Source organism: Pedobacter frigoris, assembly GCF_005116445.1.
Lineage (GTDB): Bacteria > Bacteroidota > Bacteroidia > Sphingobacteriales > Sphingobacteriaceae > Pedobacter > Pedobacter frigoris.
This window is the reverse complement of record NZ_SWBQ01000003.1, coordinates 657919-677725: the sequence shown is the minus strand read 5'-3', so window position 1 is coordinate 677725 and position 19807 is coordinate 657919. Positions and strand designations below refer to the sequence as shown.

Genomic DNA, 19807 nt, shown 5'->3' with positions numbered 1-19807 from the left:
ACTGCCGAAGGAGAGAAATTGCAGAAGAAGTATGTAAATGGCCCTGTTACAATGATTACTGCCTACAATAAAGGCATTGAATATGTTGGCCGGCATGTGGACACCCTGCAAGTGCAATATATCCAGACCAGCGAGGGCCGTGCCTGGTTTGACGGCACTAAGTTTATTTATGAGTATAATTTAACAGATCATTTAGGCAATGTTCGAGCTACCATTGATGCTGATCCTGCAGATGTGACCCAGCGTACTGCAAGATTGGTGCAGGAGAATAGTTACTATCCTTTTGGTATGGTGATGCCCGGTGCTGATATAAATTATACAGCGGGTAATAAGAATAATTACCTGTATACCGGAAAGGAATTCCAGGAAGAGTTGGGCGAATATGATCATGGTGCAAGGTTCTATGATCCTGCAGTAGCGAGATGGAGTGTGGCGGATCCATTGGCGGAACAGTTTTATGGGGTGTCGGCTTATAATTATGTGTTTAATAATCCAATGGCTTTTACAGATCCTACGGGGATGGCTCCGGAGGGTAAAGAAGACCCTAGAGGGGAATGGTATAGGGATATGTGGTATGATCCTTATGCAGGTGGATACTATGCATATATTCACTACAATAATGAAAAAGAACAGGCTAGGGGACAGGCGGAAGCTAATCATGCGATGATGGCTGGTGCGAGAAATGCAAGAATTCAGCAGAGACAGGCTGCATATGCATATATGTGGGCTAATTACAATCCACTTAATGCGGAGCTGCCACGGGCACGTACGCAAAATGATTTAAATCAGGAAAAATATAGTTCAAATAGAGGTAACTTTGGGAATAATGCTAATAAACAAAATGGGAGTTGGGAGAACTCGAAAGAGGCATTGGATATCGGAGGAGGGGCATACGGGTTTGGGGAAAATTTATTCCTTAACAACGGTAAATGGCTGGGAAAAAATAATAAATATTATTCTACGAATTTTGCTGGAAATCAGCATACAGGAAGCAGAAATGGAGTATTAAAATTAGCAAGTAAATACAAAAGTGCAGGTAGAATTGTAACATTTTTGAGCGTTGGCGTTGGCGTAATTGAAACAGCTGAAGGTTTTAAAAAGGACGGAAATAAAGTTGGATATAATGCTACTCGTGCAACAGCAAGTACACTAGGGTCGCTTGCAGGTGGATTAATAGGTGCTAAGGTTGGTGCAGCTGGTGGGGGAGCAATTGGTATAGCTTTCTTCGGAGTAGGTTCAGTTCCGGGGGCGGTCATAGGTGGTACCGTTGGGTTTGTCGGTGGTTACTTCGGAGGTAAGGCAGGGGGTAAAGCAGCTGAATATGGTGTGGATCAATATTACAAGCATAAATGATGAAAGATATAGAAACGTTTTTAAATTGGATATACTATTGTATGTATAAAGGGGAATATAAATTGAGCAGGCTATTTAGGATATTAAATCCGGTACGCCTATTAGTTAAAATGCCGTTCCTTAAGAAAAGATATGAAAAACTTGGGGTTGATATTGATAAAGAAATAGACTCAATCCTGTATAGTAAAAGATTCGGAGTAAGTGTAATATACATGGGCGGAATCTTAGCCGGTATATTATTTTTAGTCCAAATGACTATTTCTATAATTATTATTAGAATACTAGATATCCAGATTACATCATATGGTATTTTTCTTCCGATTTTTTTTATCACTTCTTATTTTGTTTGCCATGTTTTGATTTTCAAGGGTGATAAATATTTGTCTTATTTTGAAAAATTTGACAAATGGACGAGAAATAAAAAGATTAAATATGGGCTTTTGTCTCTGAGTGTCGTACTCACTATAATATCAACATTTATTTTTTCTCTTTTGATGTAATTGGAGGTTTCGGCAATAGTAGCCAGGTAATTTTGAAACCTGCTGTGTCCAGTCCTGAATTTACTTGTCGTTTTTGGTTGATAATGTGACAATTTGATATAGATGAAAAAAACAACCATACAAGCCATCATAGTGATAAAGATGTTTTTCATTGTGTTTTTTACTATAGCAAATACGTTTGTTAATTCCAGAAAAGAGTTTATAGAAGGATATTATTTTGTAATAAATAAGATTAGGGTTACTCCAACAAAGAGACTCATATTGTATAATAAGGAAGGAAAAGAATTTTTGTTCTGGAACTATTCTATCATGTTGGAAGAACGTCTGTCCGTTGGTGATTCCGTATTTAAAGCGCCATGTTCAGAGTTTCTCTATCTTTATAAAAAAAATAACAAGGGCGAATATGGAAAATTTCAGAAAATAAGTCCTTCTGGGTTGTTTTCTTATAAATGGTTTTGTAAATGAAATTACAGATTATGGTATCGTAATGAGATGTATAATTAAGATTGTTTGTCTGTCAATACTTTTCTGTTCCTGTGTTTACGATCCACCGGCTTCCAAGCTGGAAATCATAAACCAAAGCGGGAATAGTTGTTTTATCATAACTAAGGTTGATACCATCTCATCGATAAGGGGCTATGATGTTCCGTATTTCTCAAAAAATGAGGTATTGCCTGGAGACACCTTGGAGCTTTTTGAGTCGGGAACTAATGGTTGGTATCGTATCTTGAATCAAGGTCCGAAAAACAAACTTTATCTGTTTGTTTTCAACCAAGATTCTATTAAGAAGTATCGTAATATTGAGGAATTGGCAAAAAGGAAACAATATGATATCGTAGAATATACCGAAAAACAGCTTGAGGATTTAGATTGGAAAGTAAAGATTAATAATCATGAATAAATCTATTAACCTACCAAAAGCTATAAACACGTCAGTATGATAGCTTCTATCTCTACTAAGATAAGACTTGTTAAATAGAGACATTTTTTCTAAATTTGATACAGTTTTTAAGCCAGCATAATGGATAAACAGAAGCAATCATTTGATCAGGCTGAATTAGAGCTTTTAAAAGAGGGGCTAAAAAGAAGTTATAAGGAGCGTTTTGAAATGGCTACCCGTTTGTATAAAATACAACAGACCATGAAACAGGCTTCCATATCCCATAAACCATTTATTAGTAAGTAATTCGTGGACATCTTTGATGAGGATATTTTAAATTTTTGGAGAACGCTTCAGGAATATAATGTGCAATACATTATGGTTGGTGGATATGCTACCAATCTACACGGTTATCAGCGTTTTACAGGTGATTTGGATATATGGTTAAAAGATACCTTAGATAATAGACAACAGTTGCGTCAAGCATTTATGAAATGTGATATGGGTGATTATCCCATGATTGAGTACATGCAATTTATTCCAGGTTGGACAGATTTTCATCTTAAAAATGGCCTTCGCTTAGACATACTTATCGAAATGAAGGGGCTAGAAGGGTATACTTTCGATGAATGTCTGGAAATGGCTTCTGTTGCAGATATCGAGGATGTAAATATCCCTTTCTTGCATATTAATCAATTGATCGAAAATAAGAAGGTCGTTAATCGTCCAAAAGATCAAATTGACGTATTGGCGCTAGAACAAATACGTCAGCTACGCGAGATTAAATAAATTTTTAGGATTTAATTAAATACCACAAAAGCCGGAATCCTCCGGCTTTTGTGTGTATTAGCTATTAGTATATTGAATTTTAATTATTCAATGATTTTACCGTCCTTGTCGATTTTCAAAGAACCGGTTTCTTGTTCTTTCTTCACGTTGATCAGATAGTAAGAAGTTTTGTCTGCGTTAGTCACTAAAAACGCTGCAGTTGGAGTCCAGGCTTTAACAGGGTCAGATTGTAGGGTCTTCGTAACTGCCTCTGGAAGGTCTTTCAACTCAACCGGAGCTTTTGTAGTACTATCTTGTTGTACAGCAACTATAATTGGGTTTTTGATGTCATTTGCTTTTACTGTTGTTAATCCTGCTACTGCTAAAAATGCTGCTGATAAGATGATCTTTTTCATAATACTTATTTTAATGTTTCAGTTAAAAATTCATGTTAATTCTGTTTAGTGTATGCATCATAATGATACCAAACCTTGAAGTTTTTGGCACTTGATTGATTGTTAGTGGTTTATGTTTTTTGGTGTAGAAATTAGTTGTAGAGCTTCTCCACACTTTGTTGAGTTTTTAAACGGAAGCAGGGTTAGATGTGATTGTCTTTGCCTGTGGGCCATCATACAGTAGCGTTCGTCATCCTGAATTTATTTGCTTCGCAGTTTCTTCGAGGTCAGGATGACGGCAAGAAATAAAAGCATGTTCATATGCCAGTTGTAATTCTGAATCGATTATTTGTAAGTTTGCCAGCACAATATTAACCACACCATCAATGCTTGCATTTGCCAATGCCAAGATCAACCTTGGCCTCAACGTCATAGAAAAAAGACCTGATGGGTACCATAACCTTGAAACGATATTTTATCCGGTTAAGCTTTATGATGTTATCGAGATCACAGATGCAGTAGAGACAAGTTGCGTGATTAAGGGTGTAGATGTGCCCGGCGATGCGACAGATAACATTTGTATCAAAGCTTATCAGTTGCTGAAAAAAGATTTTAACCTGCCTCCACAGCAAATTACTTTGCTAAAAAATATTCCTGTGGGTGCCGGACTAGGGGGTGGTTCTTCTGATGCTGCGTTCCTGATTAAGCTGCTGAACCAGAAGTTTGAATTGGGTCTCACCGACAACCAAATGGAGGTCTATGCCGGACAACTAGGTGCAGATTGCCCTTTCTTTATCCGTAATGAACCAGTATTTGCTGAAGGTATCGGCGACGAGTTCAGCGCCGTTGATCTCGATCTCTCCAACTATTTTATGGTGCTGGTGAAGCCTGAGGTTCACGTATCTACAGCTGATGCTTATAGCGGAATAAAGCCTATAATTCCTAGTAGTTCGGTAAAAGATTTAATACCTTTGCCCCTCAAAGATTGGAAATTGAATCTGAAGAATGATTTTGAAGCTACTGTGTTCTCAAAATATCCTGAAATAGAACGGGTAAAAACGGAGTTGTATCACGCTGGTGCAATTTATGCAGCCATGAGTGGTAGCGGTTCGTGTGTATTTGGTATTTTTGAGGAAGAGACAAAATTATCCGGTCTGGAAAAGGACAATAAGGTATTTTACAATGTCTGAAAATCCTAATGAAAGATCTCTTAATCATCATTGGGAAAATCGGCGTAATTGACAACAAAAGGAATATATGGAGATCAACTTAGTACGTAAAAGTGGCAAGTTTAATTTTGAAGCTGAAAATTCAAGTGGCTTTAAAGTCGAGCTGGATGCAAAACAGGAAATCGGAGGAGAAGGTAAAGGTTTCAGGCCAATGGAAATGTTGCTGATCGGCCTAGGTGGCTGCAGCGGTATAGATATGGTCAATGTGCTGACTAAGCAAAAGGAGCCGCTGAATGATGTTAAAATCAGTATCAAGGCTACAAGAAAGGATCAGGAGATGCCACCGATATTTGACGTTATCAATATTCATTTTGATCTTTACGGTACATTAAGCGTACAAAAAGTAGAGCGTGCGCTGGATATGACTTTTGACAAGTATTGCTCGGTATCCAATATTCTGGGACGCTCTGCACAAATTAATTTTACATACACCATTCATCAATAATAAAAATGCAAGACAATTTCGAAACCTTGGCCATTCGTTTACAAGCGGAAAGAACACAGTTTAAAGAGCACTCAGTGCCTTTGTACCTCACTTCAAGTTATAAATTTGATGATGCTGAGGAAATGCGTGCACTTTTTGCAAACGAAAAGGAAGGTAACGTATACAGCCGTTATGCCAATCCAAATACAGACGAACTGATCAATAAAATGGCGGTTCTGGAAGGTGCAGAGGCAGGATGGGCTACAGCTAGCGGAATGGCTGCGATTTTTACAACTTTTGCGTCGTTCCTGCAGTCTGGCGATCATGTTTTATCCAGCCGTTCGGTTTTTGGTTCTACACATCAGTTGCTCAATAATATTTTTCCTAAATGGGGCGTAAGTTATACTTATGCTGACCTGGATAAATTGGATCAATGGGAAAATGGCATCAAGCCTAATACCAAAATGATCTTTGTAGAGACACCTTCAAATCCTGGTATTGACATCATCGACCTGGCATGGCTGGCGCAATTGGCTAAGAAAAATGGAATTATGCTGGTAGTCGACAATTGTTTTGCTACGCCTTACCTGCAGCAGCCAATCAAATTGGGTGCTGATATTTCTATTCACTCGGCAACTAAATTCATTGACGGACAAGGTCGTACACTTGGTGGAATCATCTTAGGCTCTGCTAAGCTGATCAAGGAAATTGAAGGTTTTGCAAGGCACAGCGGGCCGGCTATGTCGCCGTTCAATGCCTGGTTGCTTTCAAAAAGCTTAGAGACTTTAGCTGTGCGTATGGACAGGCATTGCGAAAGTGCGCTGAAAGTAGCTCAGTTTTTGGAGGGCAATGCGGTGATTAAAAAAGTAATGTATCCTTTTTTGCCTTCGCACCCGCAGTACGACATCGCGAAGAAACAAATGAGACAGGGGGGTGGCATCGTGACCTTCGTGATCGATGGCGGAGTAGCTGCGGCCGGTAAGTTTATGGATGGACTGAAAATGTTCTCTATTTCTGCGAATCTTGGTGATACAAGGTCTATCGCTACGCATCCGGCTACCAGTACGCATTCTAAACTTACAGAAGAAGAGCGCTTGCAGGTAGGTATCGAGCAGGGAACAATTCGCCTGTCAATAGGTTTGGAACATATTGATGATATCCTGGCTGATATAAAACAGGCTTTAGCCTAACTGATATAATCACGGTCCTCGTCGCTGAGGTCGTTTTTTCTCTTCAAATCATTTCTCCGATCCTCAGGTGACACCTGGGGATCGTTCATATCATAGCTGCTCACAGTTGTTTTTGGTTTGGCTGCCCAGTAGCCGAGGATAAATCCTACAAAAGTACATATGCCTACTACCAGAAGCTTAGAAATGTCCCTTTTGACAAAAATGAAGTTGAATTCAACTGCATCGGTATTGATCATCAAAAATATAGTGATTAGTGCAGTAAAGGCGATAATAAAAATGGTTTTGGTTTTCATCAGGATAGGGTTTTTGTTCTTCTGTTAAAAGCTGTAGTTGAAAATCAGTTCTAATATAGGATTTTGATTGTATTTTTTGTTTACAAACACAAATCTCGCGCCTAAATCTACAATCGGCTGGTATCTGAGTACATTCAGGCTGCTGCGCAATTCAAAGCCATAGGTTTTAGGTTCCGACAGGTTGGTCTCTGTGCCGAAGTTCTCGTAGTGGCAAAACAAGGTGCCTCTTAGGTTCCTGATGTAAGCCAGCGGACCGATCTCGGCATCAGGAAACGCAATAGGAAAGCGGTAATTGAATAAAAGCGTGTTGTTGAGCGTGCTTGTCGCTTTGATGTTGTTGTAGCCGTAAACGGTCGCGATCTCCTGGTCGTACCTGCGTATTCCTGTTGCGGTCTGGTAGTTGAAATTGGTAAGAAAGCTGTGGTTTTTGGCCAATCCCGGAAAATACAGAAACCCTTCGGCGGCGAACAGGCGTCCGGCCAACTGGTCGTCAAAAGGCTGATGGACATAGGTTAACCTAAGGGTCTGCGCCCATTTCGGTGCAATGTCTCTCTCTGCTTGTCTGACGGTGTGTGTAAAAGTGAAATTGTACTGCATTGGAAAAGCCAGCGATGTGATGAAGTTTGAAGGAAGGTTTTCCGGCATGTATCTCGTTGTGTAGCTGGTCGATGTGTTTACAGAAAAGTTGTAATTGTGATTGCGCGCATTGATGCTCAGCGGGAGTGAGGCCTGAAGTTGAACATAGTTTTCTCTCCAGTCGCCCTGAAGTACACCGGCCTTGGTGTTGTAAAAACCTCTCCTCGGACGGTTCCTGTAGGTAGTTCGGATGATGGGGTAAAATGTTTTCAGACTAAAACCTGTGCTGTACTCAAACCGGTTGAGGTCGCGGTGGTAATCTGCACCTGCAAAAAAATCGAAAGTGTTCAGCAGGTTGTTGGATTTTAGCTGCAATCCAAACTGGTATTCGTCTTCGATCACAGGAATGATGCTGTGGACGTTGAACAGGTGACTTAGGGTTTTGTATGGCCGGGAGGTAAAAGTACTGTCAGGGACGCTTAAAAATACGTTTCCTGTGTTTTCCTGTTGCTGGGTAGGGGCGCCAAAATACACAAAGCTATTTCTGCCCGAGGGTGTCGGGTTGATGTCTGTTTCTGAAATCTCATATCCTGATGCAGCGTAGTTGTTGAACAGGATCTTTTCGGCGCCTTCTATTTTGGATGGATTAAAAGCGCCGTATTTAGAAGCGCTCAGAGCGCTTATCTTTTTGCTGATGGTATCTATGCGGTAAATGTTGTCGATTCCATTGTAATGCGCGTTAAAAGCTATTCCCTGGTCAATATAGATCGGTCTGCTCAGCTGCTGTTGTGATTCTTTGATTAAAACCTGGTTTTTGTCTTCTGCTCCGGCAATCCTTAGGGCTTTTCCTTTTTCGCTTACGCTAATGTAGGCGACCAGGCTGCCGTTGCTGTCATAGCTGGGGGTTTGAAGGATGAGGTTTTCCGGATTGGCAAAGGTGTTGATGATCTTTCCGCTTTCAGCATCAAGCTCCACGAGATTGCATTTATTGCTGAGGTCAATTTTTACTGCGACAATCTTTTTCCCGTCGGCCGAGATAGCAGGAGAGAAGAGCCTGCTCCGCGAACTGAGCTTTTTAAATTTTTTTGTGCTCATGTTGTAACTGCAGATCACACTGTAGCTCCTTTGACGGTATCTTGGGTCGTACCGGATCTCGTCCCATACGATCGTATTGGCGGCATAGCTGAACCACGGCTGCTCCTGCGGGCCAATGCCAAAGAGCCTCTGTTCTTTTTTGTTGCTGTCGATCAGTACAAAATAAGCAGCTTCACTTTTGCTGTCCTTTAGCACGAGTATTTTTTCGTTCTTCAGTTTTACCGGCATGAAATAGCTGGCGGCATAACCAGCTGCTTTGTTCAAGGTAGGGTAAGTTTGTGTCTTCAGGTTTTTGTCCTGAGCCTCCCATTCTTTTTTAATCAGGGCTGAGGTTTGGAGGTAAGATTGTCTGGTTCCCTTGCCGGTGAATTTTTTTAGGCTGTTTGAAAAAGGGTAAAGTCGTACCGGTCTTTTACGGATGTCTGTAAGTACGCTGTCGAAAATATTTCTTCCAAAATCCTTTCTGATGTTTGAGGCCATCAGGTAGCCGAGTTGGTAGTAGCCGGGGGTGATATCTTTGTTAGATCCGAAGTTGGCTTTGCTGTAAGAAAATTTCCTGCCCTCGAGCAGTGCTGCCCGGTAAGGCATCACCCATAATGGTTGTCGTCCTCTGCCTGAATTTGTAAGTGCAGTTTCGATGGTTACAGCGTCGCCTTCAAAGAACCAAAGCGGGATGCTTACACCGAACCATGCGAAGTAAATATCCTCTGGAAAAGGGGAGGCTTTTCCGTTGGTCAGTTTGTCGAATTGGGCCACGTGACGGAGCTCATGAACGGCAAGGTTATTCAGCCAATCCTGACTGTCAAATTGCTGCGGTGGGGTAGTGTAAAATTCTGACTTTTTTGGGGCTAGTTGGACGAAGCCATTTGCGATTACTCCGCGGTTTTGAAGTAAGATAGGAATGCTGGTTTTTTGTCGGTTTAGAGAGCTGCCGACGTAAGGGTAGATGTGGCTAATTGTAGCAGCCATTCTTTGGGCTTCTTTTTCGAGTTCGTCCGGATAAATGAGTTTGAAGCCCGAGGTGTTAATTTGCCTCCATTTTACACTAAGTGGGTTTTGTTCAGCGCCGAAAATCTGGGCAAAAGCAGTATGTGAAATAACGGTTAATATAGAAATGTTTATTAATTTGATTATCAGTGCTTTTATGTTGTTTTTTTCAGTCATTTCAATAGGTTTGCTAAAATTATTAGTTTTTATATTTCCTGAAACTGTATTTATTGTTATGTTATTATTTAATTGTTTATATTTATTTTACTGATATTCAGTTTTTTAAATTAACTAAATTAAATTGGTTATTGACTAATTTTATTGTGTTTTTAAGCGTTTTATAGTGGCATTTTTATAAAATGAACTTAGTCGATTCTGTTTGCTTTAATCTGCTGTCAAGGTACACTATTTAGGCTTTAAATCCAACAAATATTTTTTGATGAAAATTAAGAATGTATACAGATTGAGCAAAATATCTGCTGTAGAATACGCTGATTATTGAATGGATTTTGAGGGGAAATGAGCGTTTATAGATGCTTATTAAGACCTTGGTCTAGGTCTCTTTTGGATCAGTTTATAGAAAGGATATTGAACCGAAGCAGATAAGAAAAACACTCCCCCACCCCTGTATTTTTAGTGCGAAAAACTACTGTAAATTCTTGCGTTTTTTGTAGATCGGATACAGGAAAACCGAACCTAAAATTAGTGTCGCCCCGAGGTAAAATCCGACCGACATAGACTCCTTTGAACCGAAGAAAAGGAAGGCTAAAATGATACCGTATACGGGCTCTAAATTCGTGATTAAGGCGACCCGGAATGCAGATAGATTTCGCATCACTGAGACTCCTGCAACGTAAGCCAAGGCAGTACATATAGTGCCTAATATGAGCAGGTAAATCCAGTCATGGAATCCCAGATTGAAAGATTCATTTTGAAGCTCTCCATTGAACAAACGGTACAATGTAATCCAGAAAAAGGCACCGGATATTTCGTAGAATCCTATGATTTTTGCATCGCTTTTCTGAACCAGATTGGAGTTGATGATGGCAAAAATACTGGATGCAACGGTAGCTAAAAGGCCTAAAACTATTCCCAATGTGTACTGTGATTCGAACTTAAATATGAGGTATATGCCCAGAATAATGATGAGCCCGACGAAGATATCGGGCTTGAATATGGGCTGTTTCTTGACTAAAGGCTCTAATACTGCCGTAAAAAGGGTGATGGACGACATACATACGAGCACTACTGATACAGTAGATACCTTGATGGCGTGAAAGAACAAGATCCAATGTATGGCTACGATACTTCCTGTTAAAAAGAACTGCAGAAACTGCTTTCTGGTCACTTTTATACTGGTTTTGCTCAGTTTAAAATAAACAAATAAGGTAATGCTGGCAATAAGTACCCTATACCACACCATTTGCACTGCATCAATAGATATAAGTGCACCCAGGATGCCTGTAAAACCCCATATAAAGACAGTAAAATGCAGTACCAGTAAGCTTTTCGTTATGGAAGAAAGGTTGTTCATTGTGAAATTGAATGTTTATTTTGGTGCTTTTCTAAGCAAATAGTAACCAAGCAATCCAAAAAATATGGTGGGGGCCAATACGGCAAACAGAGGTGGGAAGCCTCCTTTTAAAGAGAACATTTTGGCAAATTGATTCAATACAATATACCCAAAGCTTAATAATATGCCTATTCCCAAGGGTAAACCGACTCCTCCTCGTACTTTTCGAGACGAGAGGGCGACACCAATCAGGGTAAGGACAAAGGCAGAAAGTGGTGTTAACCAGCGCTTATAACGCTCAAAAAGCAAGTCATTCATGATTCCGCTTCCTCTGATTCTTTCTTTCTTTATTTTTACGGCCAGCTCCTTATTGCTCATGTTCTCGTAGATGTTGTCATAAGCAGAGAAATCGTCAGGACGCATGTCCAGGACAGTATCTTTGCTCATGCTCGTCCCTGTGATCATCGTCTCCTTAAAGCCATCTATGAGTCTTATAGAGTAATTGGTCAGTTTCCATGATCTCTTTACAGAATCCCATTTGATCTCTTCTGCAACAAGCTTTTTAGTGAGTACATCACCTTTAAAATTGTCCAGAGAGAAGCGTGTTCCGGTTTTGCTTCTATTGTCAAAATTATCCATGTAAATGTAGGTCTTGTCGTCCAGCTTCATGTGAATGTTGTTCTTGCTAGACGGCGCATTTTTCTTTACATATGTGTTTTCAAAGCTGTTTTTAAGCTGATTGGTATGGGGTAAAATGTATAGATTAGAGGCAAGATTGACTGCAAATATGATGAAGGCGGAAACAAAATAAGGCATCAGAAAGCGGTTGAAGCTAACCCCGCCACTTAAAATAGGCACAATTTCAGTCTGGTCAGCCATTTTCGCGGTAAAGAATATCACCGCTATAAAGTTGATCAGTGGCGAAAGCATATTGACGTAGAAGGGGATAGAGCCGGCGTAATACAGGCTGATCACCTGCCAGAAAGTGAGATTCGCACTCAGGAAATCATCCAGCTTTTCCGACAAGTCAAAGATCACGATGATGATTACAAACAGCGTTAGGGTATACAAGAACGTACCCAGGTATTTGCTGATGATGTACCAATCAATGATTTTAATCCTGTCTTTGAAGAAGCTCATTTATAATTTATTCCCTAAGATAGTGACCATTTTGTTTTTCCATGCATAAAACTCTCCGCTGATGATCTTTTCCCGCGCTTCTTTAACCAGCCACAGGTAAAAATGGAGGTTGTGAAGTGTGGCTATCTGTGCGCCAAGCATTTCTTTTGAATGCATCAGGTGCCTTAGATATGCTTTGGAATACACCTGGTCGGCATGAAGATCGCTTTCAGCATCAATAGGAGACAGGTCGTCCGCCCATTTTTTATTGCCGATATTGATGATCCCGTTTCTTGTGAACAACATTCCGTTACGTGCATTTCTGGTTGGCATTACACAATCGAACATATCTACACCTAAAGCAATGTTTTCCAGTATGTTGATGGGTGTGCCGACGCCCATAAGGTAACGTGGTTTCTCGTAAGGTAGTATATCGCATACGACTTCTGTCATGCCATACATTTCTTCTGCCGGTTCTCCAACGGAAAGTCCGCCGATCGCATTACCCTCGCGCTCCATAGAGGCGATAAATTCTGCAGATTTTACCCTGAGATCTTTATATACAGAACCCTGGACGATAGGGAAAAGTGTCTGGTTGAAACCATATTTGGGTTCAGTGCTGTCAAATCTTGCACAGCAGCGTTTCAGCCACCTGTGCGTCATGTTGATAGATGAGGCAGCATATTTGTAATCACAAGGATAAGGTGTACACTCATCGAATGCCATGATGATATCGGCACCAATGGTACGCTGGATGTCCATCGCAATTTCAGGCGTGAAAAGGTGTTTCGAACCATCAATATGAGAGTTAAAAGTCACACCTTCTTCTTTAATTTTTCTTACTTTACTTAAAGAATATACCTGGTAACCTCCGCTATCTGTAAGGATAGGACGGTCCCAGCCGATGAATTTATGCAGTCCGCCAGCCTTTTCCAGTATCTCCAGACCCGGACGGAGGTATAAATGGTAGGTGTTTCCAAGGATGATTTTGGCATCGATGTCTTGTTTCAGTTCGCGCTGATGAACGGCCTTAACCGTGCCAGCGGTACCTACAGGCATGAAAATAGGTGTCTGGATTTCTCCATGATCCGTGGTAACTGTTCCTGCTCTTGCTTTGGAATGTATGTCTTTTGCCTGTAAACTAAACTTCATAATCTTGCCTTCAAAAAATCTGGGCAAAAGTAGCAAAAAAACCAGTTAAAAATGAGAAATTTGCCGGTTACAAAAATACATCGTGGAATTAACCTTAATAGAGAGCAGTCTGCTCGGCGCTTTAATCTTTTGTTTTTTAATACAGTTATACTTTAGTCTTTTCGTACACTTAAAATTAGCGCTGGTCAAAATTGAACCAATAGCTGAGTCGGGCAGGAAACCGCTGAGCGTGATCATCTGTGCGCGCAATGAAGCGGAGAACCTGCGACAATATTTACCCGTGGTTCTGGAACAGAATTATCCTGATTTTGAGGTGGTTGTTGTGAATGACCGCTCATGGGACGGCACAAGGGATCTTTTGGAGGAATTCTCCAAACAGCATAAACGCCTTAAGGTAGTTACGATTGCTGAAGGAGAGAAGTTCATCGCAGGAAAGAAGTTTGCGGTGACTATGGGTATTAAAGCAGCAGCGCATGAATGGTTGGTGTTTACCGATGCAGATTGTGTGCCGGCATCTCCAAACTGGCTTTTGGGAATGCAGCAGCCTGCTGATGAAAAGACTGAAATTTTGCTCGGATACTCACCTTATCTAAAAAGGAAGGGTATTCTGAATGCTTTAATTCGTTTTGAAACCTTTTTTACAGCGGTTAATTACCTCGCTTTCGCTATAAAAGGGATGCCATATATGGGCGTTGGACGTAATATGGCTTACAAAAAGTCCCTGTTTTTTAAAAATAAAGGCTTCGCTGCACATATGCATGTTCCGTCCGGAGATGACGATTTGTTTGTAAATGCCCATGCAACTAAACGCAATACAGAAATCTGCTTTCATAAAGACGCACACGTGTGGACTGAGCCCAATACCAGTTTTAGAGCTTACCTGAGGCAAAAGAAGAGGCATTTTGGAGCAGGTAAATTATATAAAGGTAAGCATAAATTTATCCTTTCTTTGCAGATCATATTTCAGTTTCTGTTTTATGCATTTTTTGCGGCATTGATGTTCTTCAAGCCTGCCATGTATATCGCTCTAGGTGTTCTGGGTCTGAGTATCATCATCAGGTGCTTTATTTATCCGAGATTGCTGAAACGCCTTAATTATGGTAAATTGAGCATTTGGTTTCCGCTTCTGGATGTGCTGTTGTTCATTTTTCTGGTGTTTAACGCCATTGTATCTATATTTGTTAAAAAAGTAACGTGGAAATAAAGTCGACATTAATACAAAAGTATTTCAAGGAGTTAACTGACAAGCAAATTGCCCAGTTTGATCAGCTGTATGATTTATACAGTTTCTGGAACGCCCAGATCAATGTAATATCAAGGAAAGATATTGATGAACTTTATGAACGTCATATCCTTCATTCGTTGGGGATTGCGAAGTTTTGTACGTTTAAACCTGGCGAAAAGGTGCTTGATGTCGGTACTGGCGGAGGGTTTCCCGGTGTTCCTCTGGCGATTTTATTTCCGGAAACACAGTTTCATCTGGTAGACTCCATTGGAAAGAAAATTAAAGTCGTGACTGAGGTTGCTACTGCCTTAGGCCTTCAGAATCTAAAAGCAAGTCATTTGAGAGCGGAGCAGGTAACGGATAAGTATGATTTTGTAGTTTCCAGAGCAGTTACCCGTCTGATTGATTTTTATCCATGGGTAAAAGGAAAGTTCAATAAAGATTCGAAGAATGCGATCCCAAACGGGATACTTTATTTAAAAGGTGGAGATCTGGCAGAGGAAATTGCTGAATCAAGGCTAAAAGCGGAATTGTATCCGCTTTCAGCCTATTTTAATGAAGAGTTTTTTGATACGAAATATGTAGTATATATACCACAGTAAGAGATTTAATATCCTCTGGTAAGTCTTGCGAACGGGTTACTCACCTTTTCGTTTATTACCTGGATGTGTGGGATGGAAATCATATTTCTTAATATCTGTTTCAGATTTTTTAGTTTCAGATTTGGGCTGTGGTGGCGGTACGTCGTATACTACTTCGTTGCTTACTACTTCTACTTTTTTTGGCCTTGGCGGTGTAAACTTAACCTGGTCTCTTTTTACTACTGGTGGTGGAAATTTCACCTGATCTACCTTCGGTGGTGGTGGTTCTACCGGCGGCGGCGGCGGCACCTCATTTTTATTTACCACATCAGGCTTTACAATTGGCGGTGGGAATTTAACCTGATCACGTTTGGGCGAATTTTTCGCTTTTGGTGGCGGGAATTTAACTTTCACTTGTTTTGGAGGAGGTGGTGGAACCTGCTCCTGTTTCGTGACATTTACTTTCTTTGCGGTTTTAGGTTCCTGATTCATTGCATAATCAGTCCTGTATTTCTCCGGATACAGGTCTACTAATACATAATCTTTACTAAATGCAAGTGTCGATGCGCAGAGCATCCCCCCGGCAATCGGGATCGCCAGTAGCAGTTTGAGCCGTGCCCGTCCCGCTGATTTTTTTTGGTTTAACATGTTAATTCTCCTTTTTAATATTGATTGATTGAATATTTGATTGGTAAGTTGGCTCGGAACATTTCCAAAGGAATTCTGGATTAAAAGCATTGCATAATCGTGTTTTGGAATGTCTGAAACCGTGGTTAGGTCATCGGCAATATACTCGTGGATTAATTTAATATCCTTTTGGATTACCCAGGTAATTGGATTAAACCAGTTTAGGATTTGAATAAGCTCGAAAAAGAGGATATCTAAGCTATGGTTTTGTGAAATGTGGACCATTTCATGTTTTAAGATGGTATTCTTTTCTTTGATTGAGGGATTGATAAACAGCATATTAAAGAATGAAAATGCTGTTACCGAATTATCCAGGTCTACCAGAATAATTTTTCCCTGTCTTTGTTTTTTTGCAGCTGTTGCAAGCGATATTACCCCGTATAGGTTGTAGGCGAGTCGCGCAAGAAAACCCAATGCGATAAGCAGATAGCTCCAAGTTATAACTTGATTGATATTGATGAAGGGATTCCCGCTGGTTTTGCTTATTTCCGGACCACCATCACCGAATTGTTTGCTGCTATTAGTACTTAACAGTTCGTTTAGGTAACCAACCTGCAGTAAGGGCAATGCAAAGGCAAATAACGTTGCACTAAGCAAGTAATACCTGTTTATGGTGTAGAACGTTTCCTTGTGCAGAAATAATCGGTAAAACCCATAGAATACAGCCAGATACAGATTGGCTTCCAATAAATAATACAACCAGTTCATCATTTCTTGTTTTTAAGTTTTTCAGCCATCTGGATCAATTCATCCAGTTCATCCATGTCCATGTTTTTTTCCTTTACGAGAAAAGAAACCAGACTTTGATAGGAATTTTCGAAGTAATTGTTCATCACTTTGTCAAATGCAAAATGCTTGTATTGCTCTTCAGAGATTAATGGGAAGTAAATATGCGTATTCCCTACAGCCTTATGATCTACAAAGCCTTTGCTTTCCAATACCCGGATTACGGTAGATACGGTATTATAGGCAGGCTTTGGCGGCATCATTTTCTCGATTACTTCCTTCACCAGTCCCTCTTTTATTTCCCATAAAATCAGCATTACCTGCTCTTCCGCTTTTGTAAGTTCTCTCATCATTGAATCAAATATTAATGTTACTTAAAGCTACTACTATTTTTATAGTTTGCAAACTATTTTAATAGTTTAATTTTAAGTACCTGTTTTTTAGTGTTTTAAAATTTGTTGTTGGTTCTGCTTTATATTATTTGTGAATTTTGCCAATGAGTTTAATCCACAACATCGCCCTGACCTTCATACCTGAAGTGGGGCACGTAACAGCAAAAAATCTGCTTGGTCATTTCGGTTCAGCTGAGGCCATATTTAAAGCAAAAAGGCATGAGCTACTACAGGTATCGGGTATTGGTCCGCAAACAGCGGGTCATATCTTAAATAACAATGCGCTACAGGAAGCAGAAAAACAGCTCAGATTTGTCGAACAGCACCAGGTGAAGGTCCTGTTTTTTACTGATGATGATTATCCAAAGCGATTGCGCAATTGTTTTGATGCACCTATACTGCTGTATTATAAAGGTACTGTTGACTTAAATCATCCAAGGATAATCAGTGTGGTAGGAACCAGGAGGGCTACAGAATATGGGCGACAACTCTGCCGGCAGTTGGCTGAAGCGCTGGCCTCTTATAATGTAATCATCGTAAGTGGTCTCGCATTTGGGATCGATATCGCCGCGCATAAGGAAAGTCTGGCCAACGATATACCGACCATAGGTGTTTTGGCGCATGGTTTAGATAGAATTTATCCACCTTTACATCAGCCGGTTGCTCAAAAAATGGCCTTAAATGGGGGGTTATTGACCGAGTTTCCCTTGAAAACCATTCCCGATAAAGAGAATTTTCCACAGCGGAACCGAATCATTGCCGGTATATCTGATGCAACCATTTTAGTTGAAGCGACGGCAAAAGGAGGAGCGCTCATCACCGCAGATATAGCAAATTCTTACAACAGAGATGTTTATGCTTTTCCGGGCAGGGCGACGGACGTTTCATCTGAAGGATGTAATTTCCTCATTAAAACCAATAGAGCCGCGTTGATCAATCATACAAAAGACCTCATTTATCAACTTGGATGGGAGGAAATGACACCTAAGAAAATACAGCAGATCCAGTTGCCTCTTGGCTTATCAGAAGAAGAGCTGAGGGTTGTTGAATTGTTAAAGATATCATCGGCAAGAATAGATGAATTGTCCATACAATCGAATATCCCTCAAAGTAAGTTGGCGATGTACCTTTTAAACCTGGAAATGCAAGGAATATTGGTGGCTTTACCCGGTAAAGTTTACAGACTCAATTAAGATATTTTCTTTTTCACCTTATAATGTTTGTTTTTTATCCTACTTGTTCAGTAGATTAAAATATAGTGTTGTTATTTTTGTTTATTTAATATTATATTTTGATTTTCTGTTTATAAATAAAATTCCAATCTTCAATATGTATTTTTGTGTCATGTGGTACAACAATATTTTAGAGACAATAGGCAATACTCCTTTGGTAAAATTGAATAATATTACCAGGGAGATACCCGCCACTGTGCTGGCAAAAATCGAAACGACCAATCCCGGGAATTCCATTAAGGACCGGATGGCTGTTAAGATGATTGAGGATGCAGAAAAGAGTGGAAAGCTGAAACCGGGCGGTACAATTATAGAGGGAACATCAGGAAATACCGGGATGGGACTTGCTATGGCTGCGATTATCAAAGGTTACAAGTGTATTTTTACCACTACGGATAAACAATCTAAGGAAAAGGTGGACGCATTACGTGCATTTGGTGCTGAAGTAATTGTTTGTCCTACGAATGTTGAGCCCGAAGACCCACGTTCTTATTACTCTGTTTCCTCACGTCTGGAACGGGAGGTGCCGAACTCCTGGAAGCCTAACCAGTATGATAATCTGGCCAATAGTCAGGCTCATTACGAGCAGACAGGTCCTGAGATCTGGGCGCAAACTGAAGGAAAAATAACCCATTTGGTAGTAGGTGTAGGTACGGGAGGTACCATATCAGGTACCGGAAAATACCTGAAAGAACGGAATCCAAATATCAAAGTTTGGGGTATTGATACTTATGGTTCAGTATTTAAGAAGTTTAAAGAAACCGGAATACTGGATAAAAATGAGATTTACCCTTACATTACCGAGGGCATTGGAGAAGATTTTCTGCCTAAGAACGTAGATTTCGATATCATCGACCTTTTTGAAAAGGTAACTGATAAAGATGCGGCATTGATGACCCGGGACATTGCACGTAAAGAAGGGATCTTTGTGGGCAATTCAGCTGGTTCAGCAATCGCCGGCCTATTGCAATTGAAAGATCAATTGAAGCCTGAAGATGTAGTTGTTGTGATTTTTCATGATCATGGCAGCAGGTATATGGGTAAAATGTATAATGAGGACTGGCTGAGGGAAAGAGGGTTCTTAAAAGATGAAAAACTAACTGCCAGATCAATTATTTCTAAGAAGGAATCTGCAGAAATAGTGACCATCGATTGTGAAAAAACACTTTTGGAAGCCATAAATACCATGCATAGCCTGAACATTTCTCAAATTCCGGTTACCCAAAAAGAAATGGTTGTCGGAAAGCTGGTAGATGGAGATATTCTAAAAGCATTGATGGAAAACCCTTCTTTAAAGTCGGCGAAAGTAGAAGAAATCATGTCGGCAAGTTTCCCGTTTGTCGACCTAAATACATCTATTGATCGTATTTCAGCGTTGATCAACAAGGATAATAGTGCAGTGTTGGTAGAGACTGAGGCAGGAAAGATTGAGATCATCACGCAGTACGACATCATTAATGCCATTTCGGCTTAACAAGTTTGGTAAACAT

The 19807-nt window shown here is 40.3% G+C and carries 20 protein-coding genes; 12 read left to right on the top strand and 8 right to left on the bottom strand.

All coding sequences use genetic code 11. From position 1 onward, the window contains the following. The 5 genes from FA047_RS13760 to FA047_RS13740 form a co-directional block, all read left to right on the top strand. On the top strand, positions 1 to 1353 hold a 1353-nt coding region (locus FA047_RS13760), incomplete at its 5' end, for an RHS repeat domain-containing protein (protein ID WP_136836631.1). Next, on the top strand, positions 1350 to 1853 hold the full coding sequence (locus FA047_RS13755; RefSeq protein WP_136836630.1) for a hypothetical protein: 504 nt from the start codon (positions 1350 to 1352) through the stop codon (positions 1851 to 1853). The genes FA047_RS13760 and FA047_RS13755, both read left to right, overlap by 4 nt. 670 nt (positions 1854 to 2523) lie before the next feature. Beyond that, positions 2524 to 2754 (top strand): hypothetical protein, encoded by a 231-nt coding sequence (locus tag FA047_RS13745; protein WP_136836628.1) that lies wholly within the window; start codon positions 2524 to 2526, stop codon positions 2752 to 2754. Between the two features lie 120 nt (positions 2755 to 2874). Next, positions 2875 to 3039 (top strand): hypothetical protein, encoded by a 165-nt coding sequence (locus tag FA047_RS20535; protein WP_169304406.1) that lies wholly within the window; start codon positions 2875 to 2877, stop codon positions 3037 to 3039. 3 nt (positions 3040 to 3042) lie between these two features. After that, a complete protein-coding gene (locus tag FA047_RS13740) occupies positions 3043 to 3522 on the top strand; it encodes a hypothetical protein (RefSeq protein WP_136836627.1) in 480 nt (159 codons plus the stop codon). Positions 3523 to 3605: 83 nt separating this feature from the next. On the opposite strand, the gene FA047_RS13735 is transcribed toward FA047_RS13740, so the two are convergent. After that, a complete protein-coding gene (locus tag FA047_RS13735; RefSeq protein ID WP_136836626.1) occupies positions 3606 to 3917 on the bottom strand; it encodes a hypothetical protein in 312 nt (103 codons plus the stop codon). 365 nt (positions 3918 to 4282) lie between these two features. Here FA047_RS13735 and ispE point away from each other — a divergent pair, with 365 nt between their 5' ends. From ispE to FA047_RS13720, 3 genes are all read left to right on the top strand, one after another. Then, complete coding sequence (ispE, locus tag FA047_RS13730; protein WP_136836625.1) at positions 4283 to 5086, top strand: 4-(cytidine 5'-diphospho)-2-C-methyl-D-erythritol kinase; 804 nt, start codon at positions 4283 to 4285, stop codon at positions 5084 to 5086. Positions 5087 to 5153: 67 nt separating this feature from the next. After that, positions 5154 to 5570 (top strand): OsmC family protein, encoded by a 417-nt coding sequence (locus FA047_RS13725; protein WP_136836624.1) that lies wholly within the window; start codon positions 5154 to 5156, stop codon positions 5568 to 5570. A 5-nt stretch (positions 5571 to 5575) separates the two neighbouring features. Then, positions 5576 to 6739, top strand: a complete 1164-nt coding sequence (locus FA047_RS13720; RefSeq protein WP_136836623.1) for an O-succinylhomoserine sulfhydrylase — start codon at positions 5576 to 5578, stop codon at positions 6737 to 6739. On the opposite strand, the gene FA047_RS13715 is transcribed toward FA047_RS13720, so the two are convergent. From FA047_RS13715 to tgt, 5 genes are all read right to left on the bottom strand, one after another. Continuing rightward, positions 6736 to 7032, bottom strand: coding sequence for a LapA family protein (locus tag FA047_RS13715; protein WP_136836622.1), 297 nt, complete (start codon positions 7030 to 7032; stop codon positions 6736 to 6738). The genes FA047_RS13720 and FA047_RS13715 overlap by 4 nt on opposite strands. A gap of 24 nt (positions 7033 to 7056) precedes the next feature. Further along, the gene (locus tag FA047_RS13710) at positions 7057 to 9867 is read right to left on the bottom strand and encodes a TolB-like translocation protein (RefSeq protein WP_136836621.1); all 2811 of its coding nucleotides are present in this window, start codon (positions 9865 to 9867) and stop codon (positions 7057 to 7059) included. Between the two features lie 469 nt (positions 9868 to 10336). After that, positions 10337 to 11224, bottom strand: coding sequence for a DMT family transporter (locus FA047_RS13705; RefSeq protein WP_136836620.1), 888 nt, complete (start codon positions 11222 to 11224; stop codon positions 10337 to 10339). Positions 11225 to 11239: 15 nt separating this feature from the next. After that, complete coding sequence (locus tag FA047_RS13700; protein ID WP_136836619.1) at positions 11240 to 12343, bottom strand: LptF/LptG family permease; 1104 nt, start codon at positions 12341 to 12343, stop codon at positions 11240 to 11242. Next, complete coding sequence (gene tgt / locus FA047_RS13695) at positions 12344 to 13474, bottom strand: tRNA guanosine(34) transglycosylase Tgt (RefSeq protein WP_136836618.1); 1131 nt, start codon at positions 13472 to 13474, stop codon at positions 12344 to 12346. 82 nt (positions 13475 to 13556) lie between these two features. Here tgt and FA047_RS13690 point away from each other — a divergent pair, with 82 nt between their 5' ends. Continuing rightward, positions 13557 to 14678, top strand: coding sequence for a glycosyltransferase (locus FA047_RS13690; protein ID WP_136836617.1), 1122 nt, complete (start codon positions 13557 to 13559; stop codon positions 14676 to 14678). Further along, positions 14669 to 15301, top strand: coding sequence for a 16S rRNA (guanine(527)-N(7))-methyltransferase RsmG (rsmG, locus tag FA047_RS13685; RefSeq protein WP_136836616.1), 633 nt, complete (start codon positions 14669 to 14671; stop codon positions 15299 to 15301). The genes FA047_RS13690 and rsmG overlap by 10 nt, the downstream gene beginning before the upstream one ends. Before the next feature lie 36 nt (positions 15302 to 15337). Here rsmG and FA047_RS13680 read toward each other — a convergent pair whose 3' ends face one another. Together FA047_RS13680 and FA047_RS13675 are read right to left on the bottom strand one after the other, a co-directional pair. After that, positions 15338 to 16678, bottom strand: coding sequence for a M56 family metallopeptidase (locus tag FA047_RS13680; RefSeq protein ID WP_136836615.1), 1341 nt, complete (start codon positions 16676 to 16678; stop codon positions 15338 to 15340). Beyond that, on the bottom strand, positions 16675 to 17046 hold the full coding sequence (locus tag FA047_RS13675) for a BlaI/MecI/CopY family transcriptional regulator (RefSeq protein WP_136836614.1): 372 nt from the start codon (positions 17044 to 17046) through the stop codon (positions 16675 to 16677). The genes FA047_RS13680 and FA047_RS13675 overlap by 4 nt, the downstream gene beginning before the upstream one ends. Positions 17047 to 17189: 143 nt before the next feature. Between FA047_RS13675 and dprA the strand changes: the two genes are divergently transcribed. Both dprA and FA047_RS13665 read left to right on the top strand, forming a co-directional pair. After that, positions 17190 to 18278: a DNA-processing protein DprA gene (gene dprA / locus FA047_RS13670; protein WP_136836613.1), complete on the top strand. Its 1089-nt coding sequence runs from the start codon at positions 17190 to 17192 to the stop codon at positions 18276 to 18278. Between the two features lie 151 nt (positions 18279 to 18429). After that, complete coding sequence (locus tag FA047_RS13665; protein ID WP_136836612.1) at positions 18430 to 19791, top strand: pyridoxal-phosphate dependent enzyme; 1362 nt, start codon at positions 18430 to 18432, stop codon at positions 19789 to 19791. Positions 19792 to 19807 lie beyond the last annotated feature (16 nt).

Coding starts and splice junctions, on each gene's coding strand:
- FA047_RS13755 (WP_136836630.1), top strand. CDS start 1,350: ATGATGAAAGATATAGAAACGTTTTTAAATTGGATATACTATTGTATG.
- FA047_RS20535 (WP_169304406.1), top strand. CDS start 2,875: ATGGATAAACAGAAGCAATCATTTGATCAGGCTGAATTAGAGCTTTTA.
- FA047_RS13735 (WP_136836626.1), bottom strand. CDS start 3,917: ATGAAAAAGATCATCTTATCAGCAGCATTTTTAGCAGTAGCAGGATTA.
- ispE (WP_136836625.1), top strand. CDS start 4,283: ATGCTTGCATTTGCCAATGCCAAGATCAACCTTGGCCTCAACGTCATA.
- FA047_RS13725 (WP_136836624.1), top strand. CDS start 5,154: ATGGAGATCAACTTAGTACGTAAAAGTGGCAAGTTTAATTTTGAAGCT.
- FA047_RS13720 (WP_136836623.1), top strand. CDS start 5,576: ATGCAAGACAATTTCGAAACCTTGGCCATTCGTTTACAAGCGGAAAGA.
- FA047_RS13715 (WP_136836622.1), bottom strand. CDS start 7,032: ATGAAAACCAAAACCATTTTTATTATCGCCTTTACTGCACTAATCACT.
- FA047_RS13710 (WP_136836621.1), bottom strand. CDS start 9,867: ATGACTGAAAAAAACAACATAAAAGCACTGATAATCAAATTAATAAAC.
- FA047_RS13705 (WP_136836620.1), bottom strand. CDS start 11,224: ATGAACAACCTTTCTTCCATAACGAAAAGCTTACTGGTACTGCATTTT.
- FA047_RS13700 (WP_136836619.1), bottom strand. CDS start 12,343: ATGAGCTTCTTCAAAGACAGGATTAAAATCATTGATTGGTACATCATC.
- tgt (WP_136836618.1), bottom strand. CDS start 13,474: ATGAAGTTTAGTTTACAGGCAAAAGACATACATTCCAAAGCAAGAGCA.
- FA047_RS13680 (WP_136836615.1), bottom strand. CDS start 16,678: ATGATGAACTGGTTGTATTATTTATTGGAAGCCAATCTGTATCTGGCT.
- FA047_RS13675 (WP_136836614.1), bottom strand. CDS start 17,046: ATGATGAGAGAACTTACAAAAGCGGAAGAGCAGGTAATGCTGATTTTA.
- dprA (WP_136836613.1), top strand. CDS start 17,190: ATGAGTTTAATCCACAACATCGCCCTGACCTTCATACCTGAAGTGGGG.
- FA047_RS13665 (WP_136836612.1), top strand. CDS start 18,430: ATGTGGTACAACAATATTTTAGAGACAATAGGCAATACTCCTTTGGTA.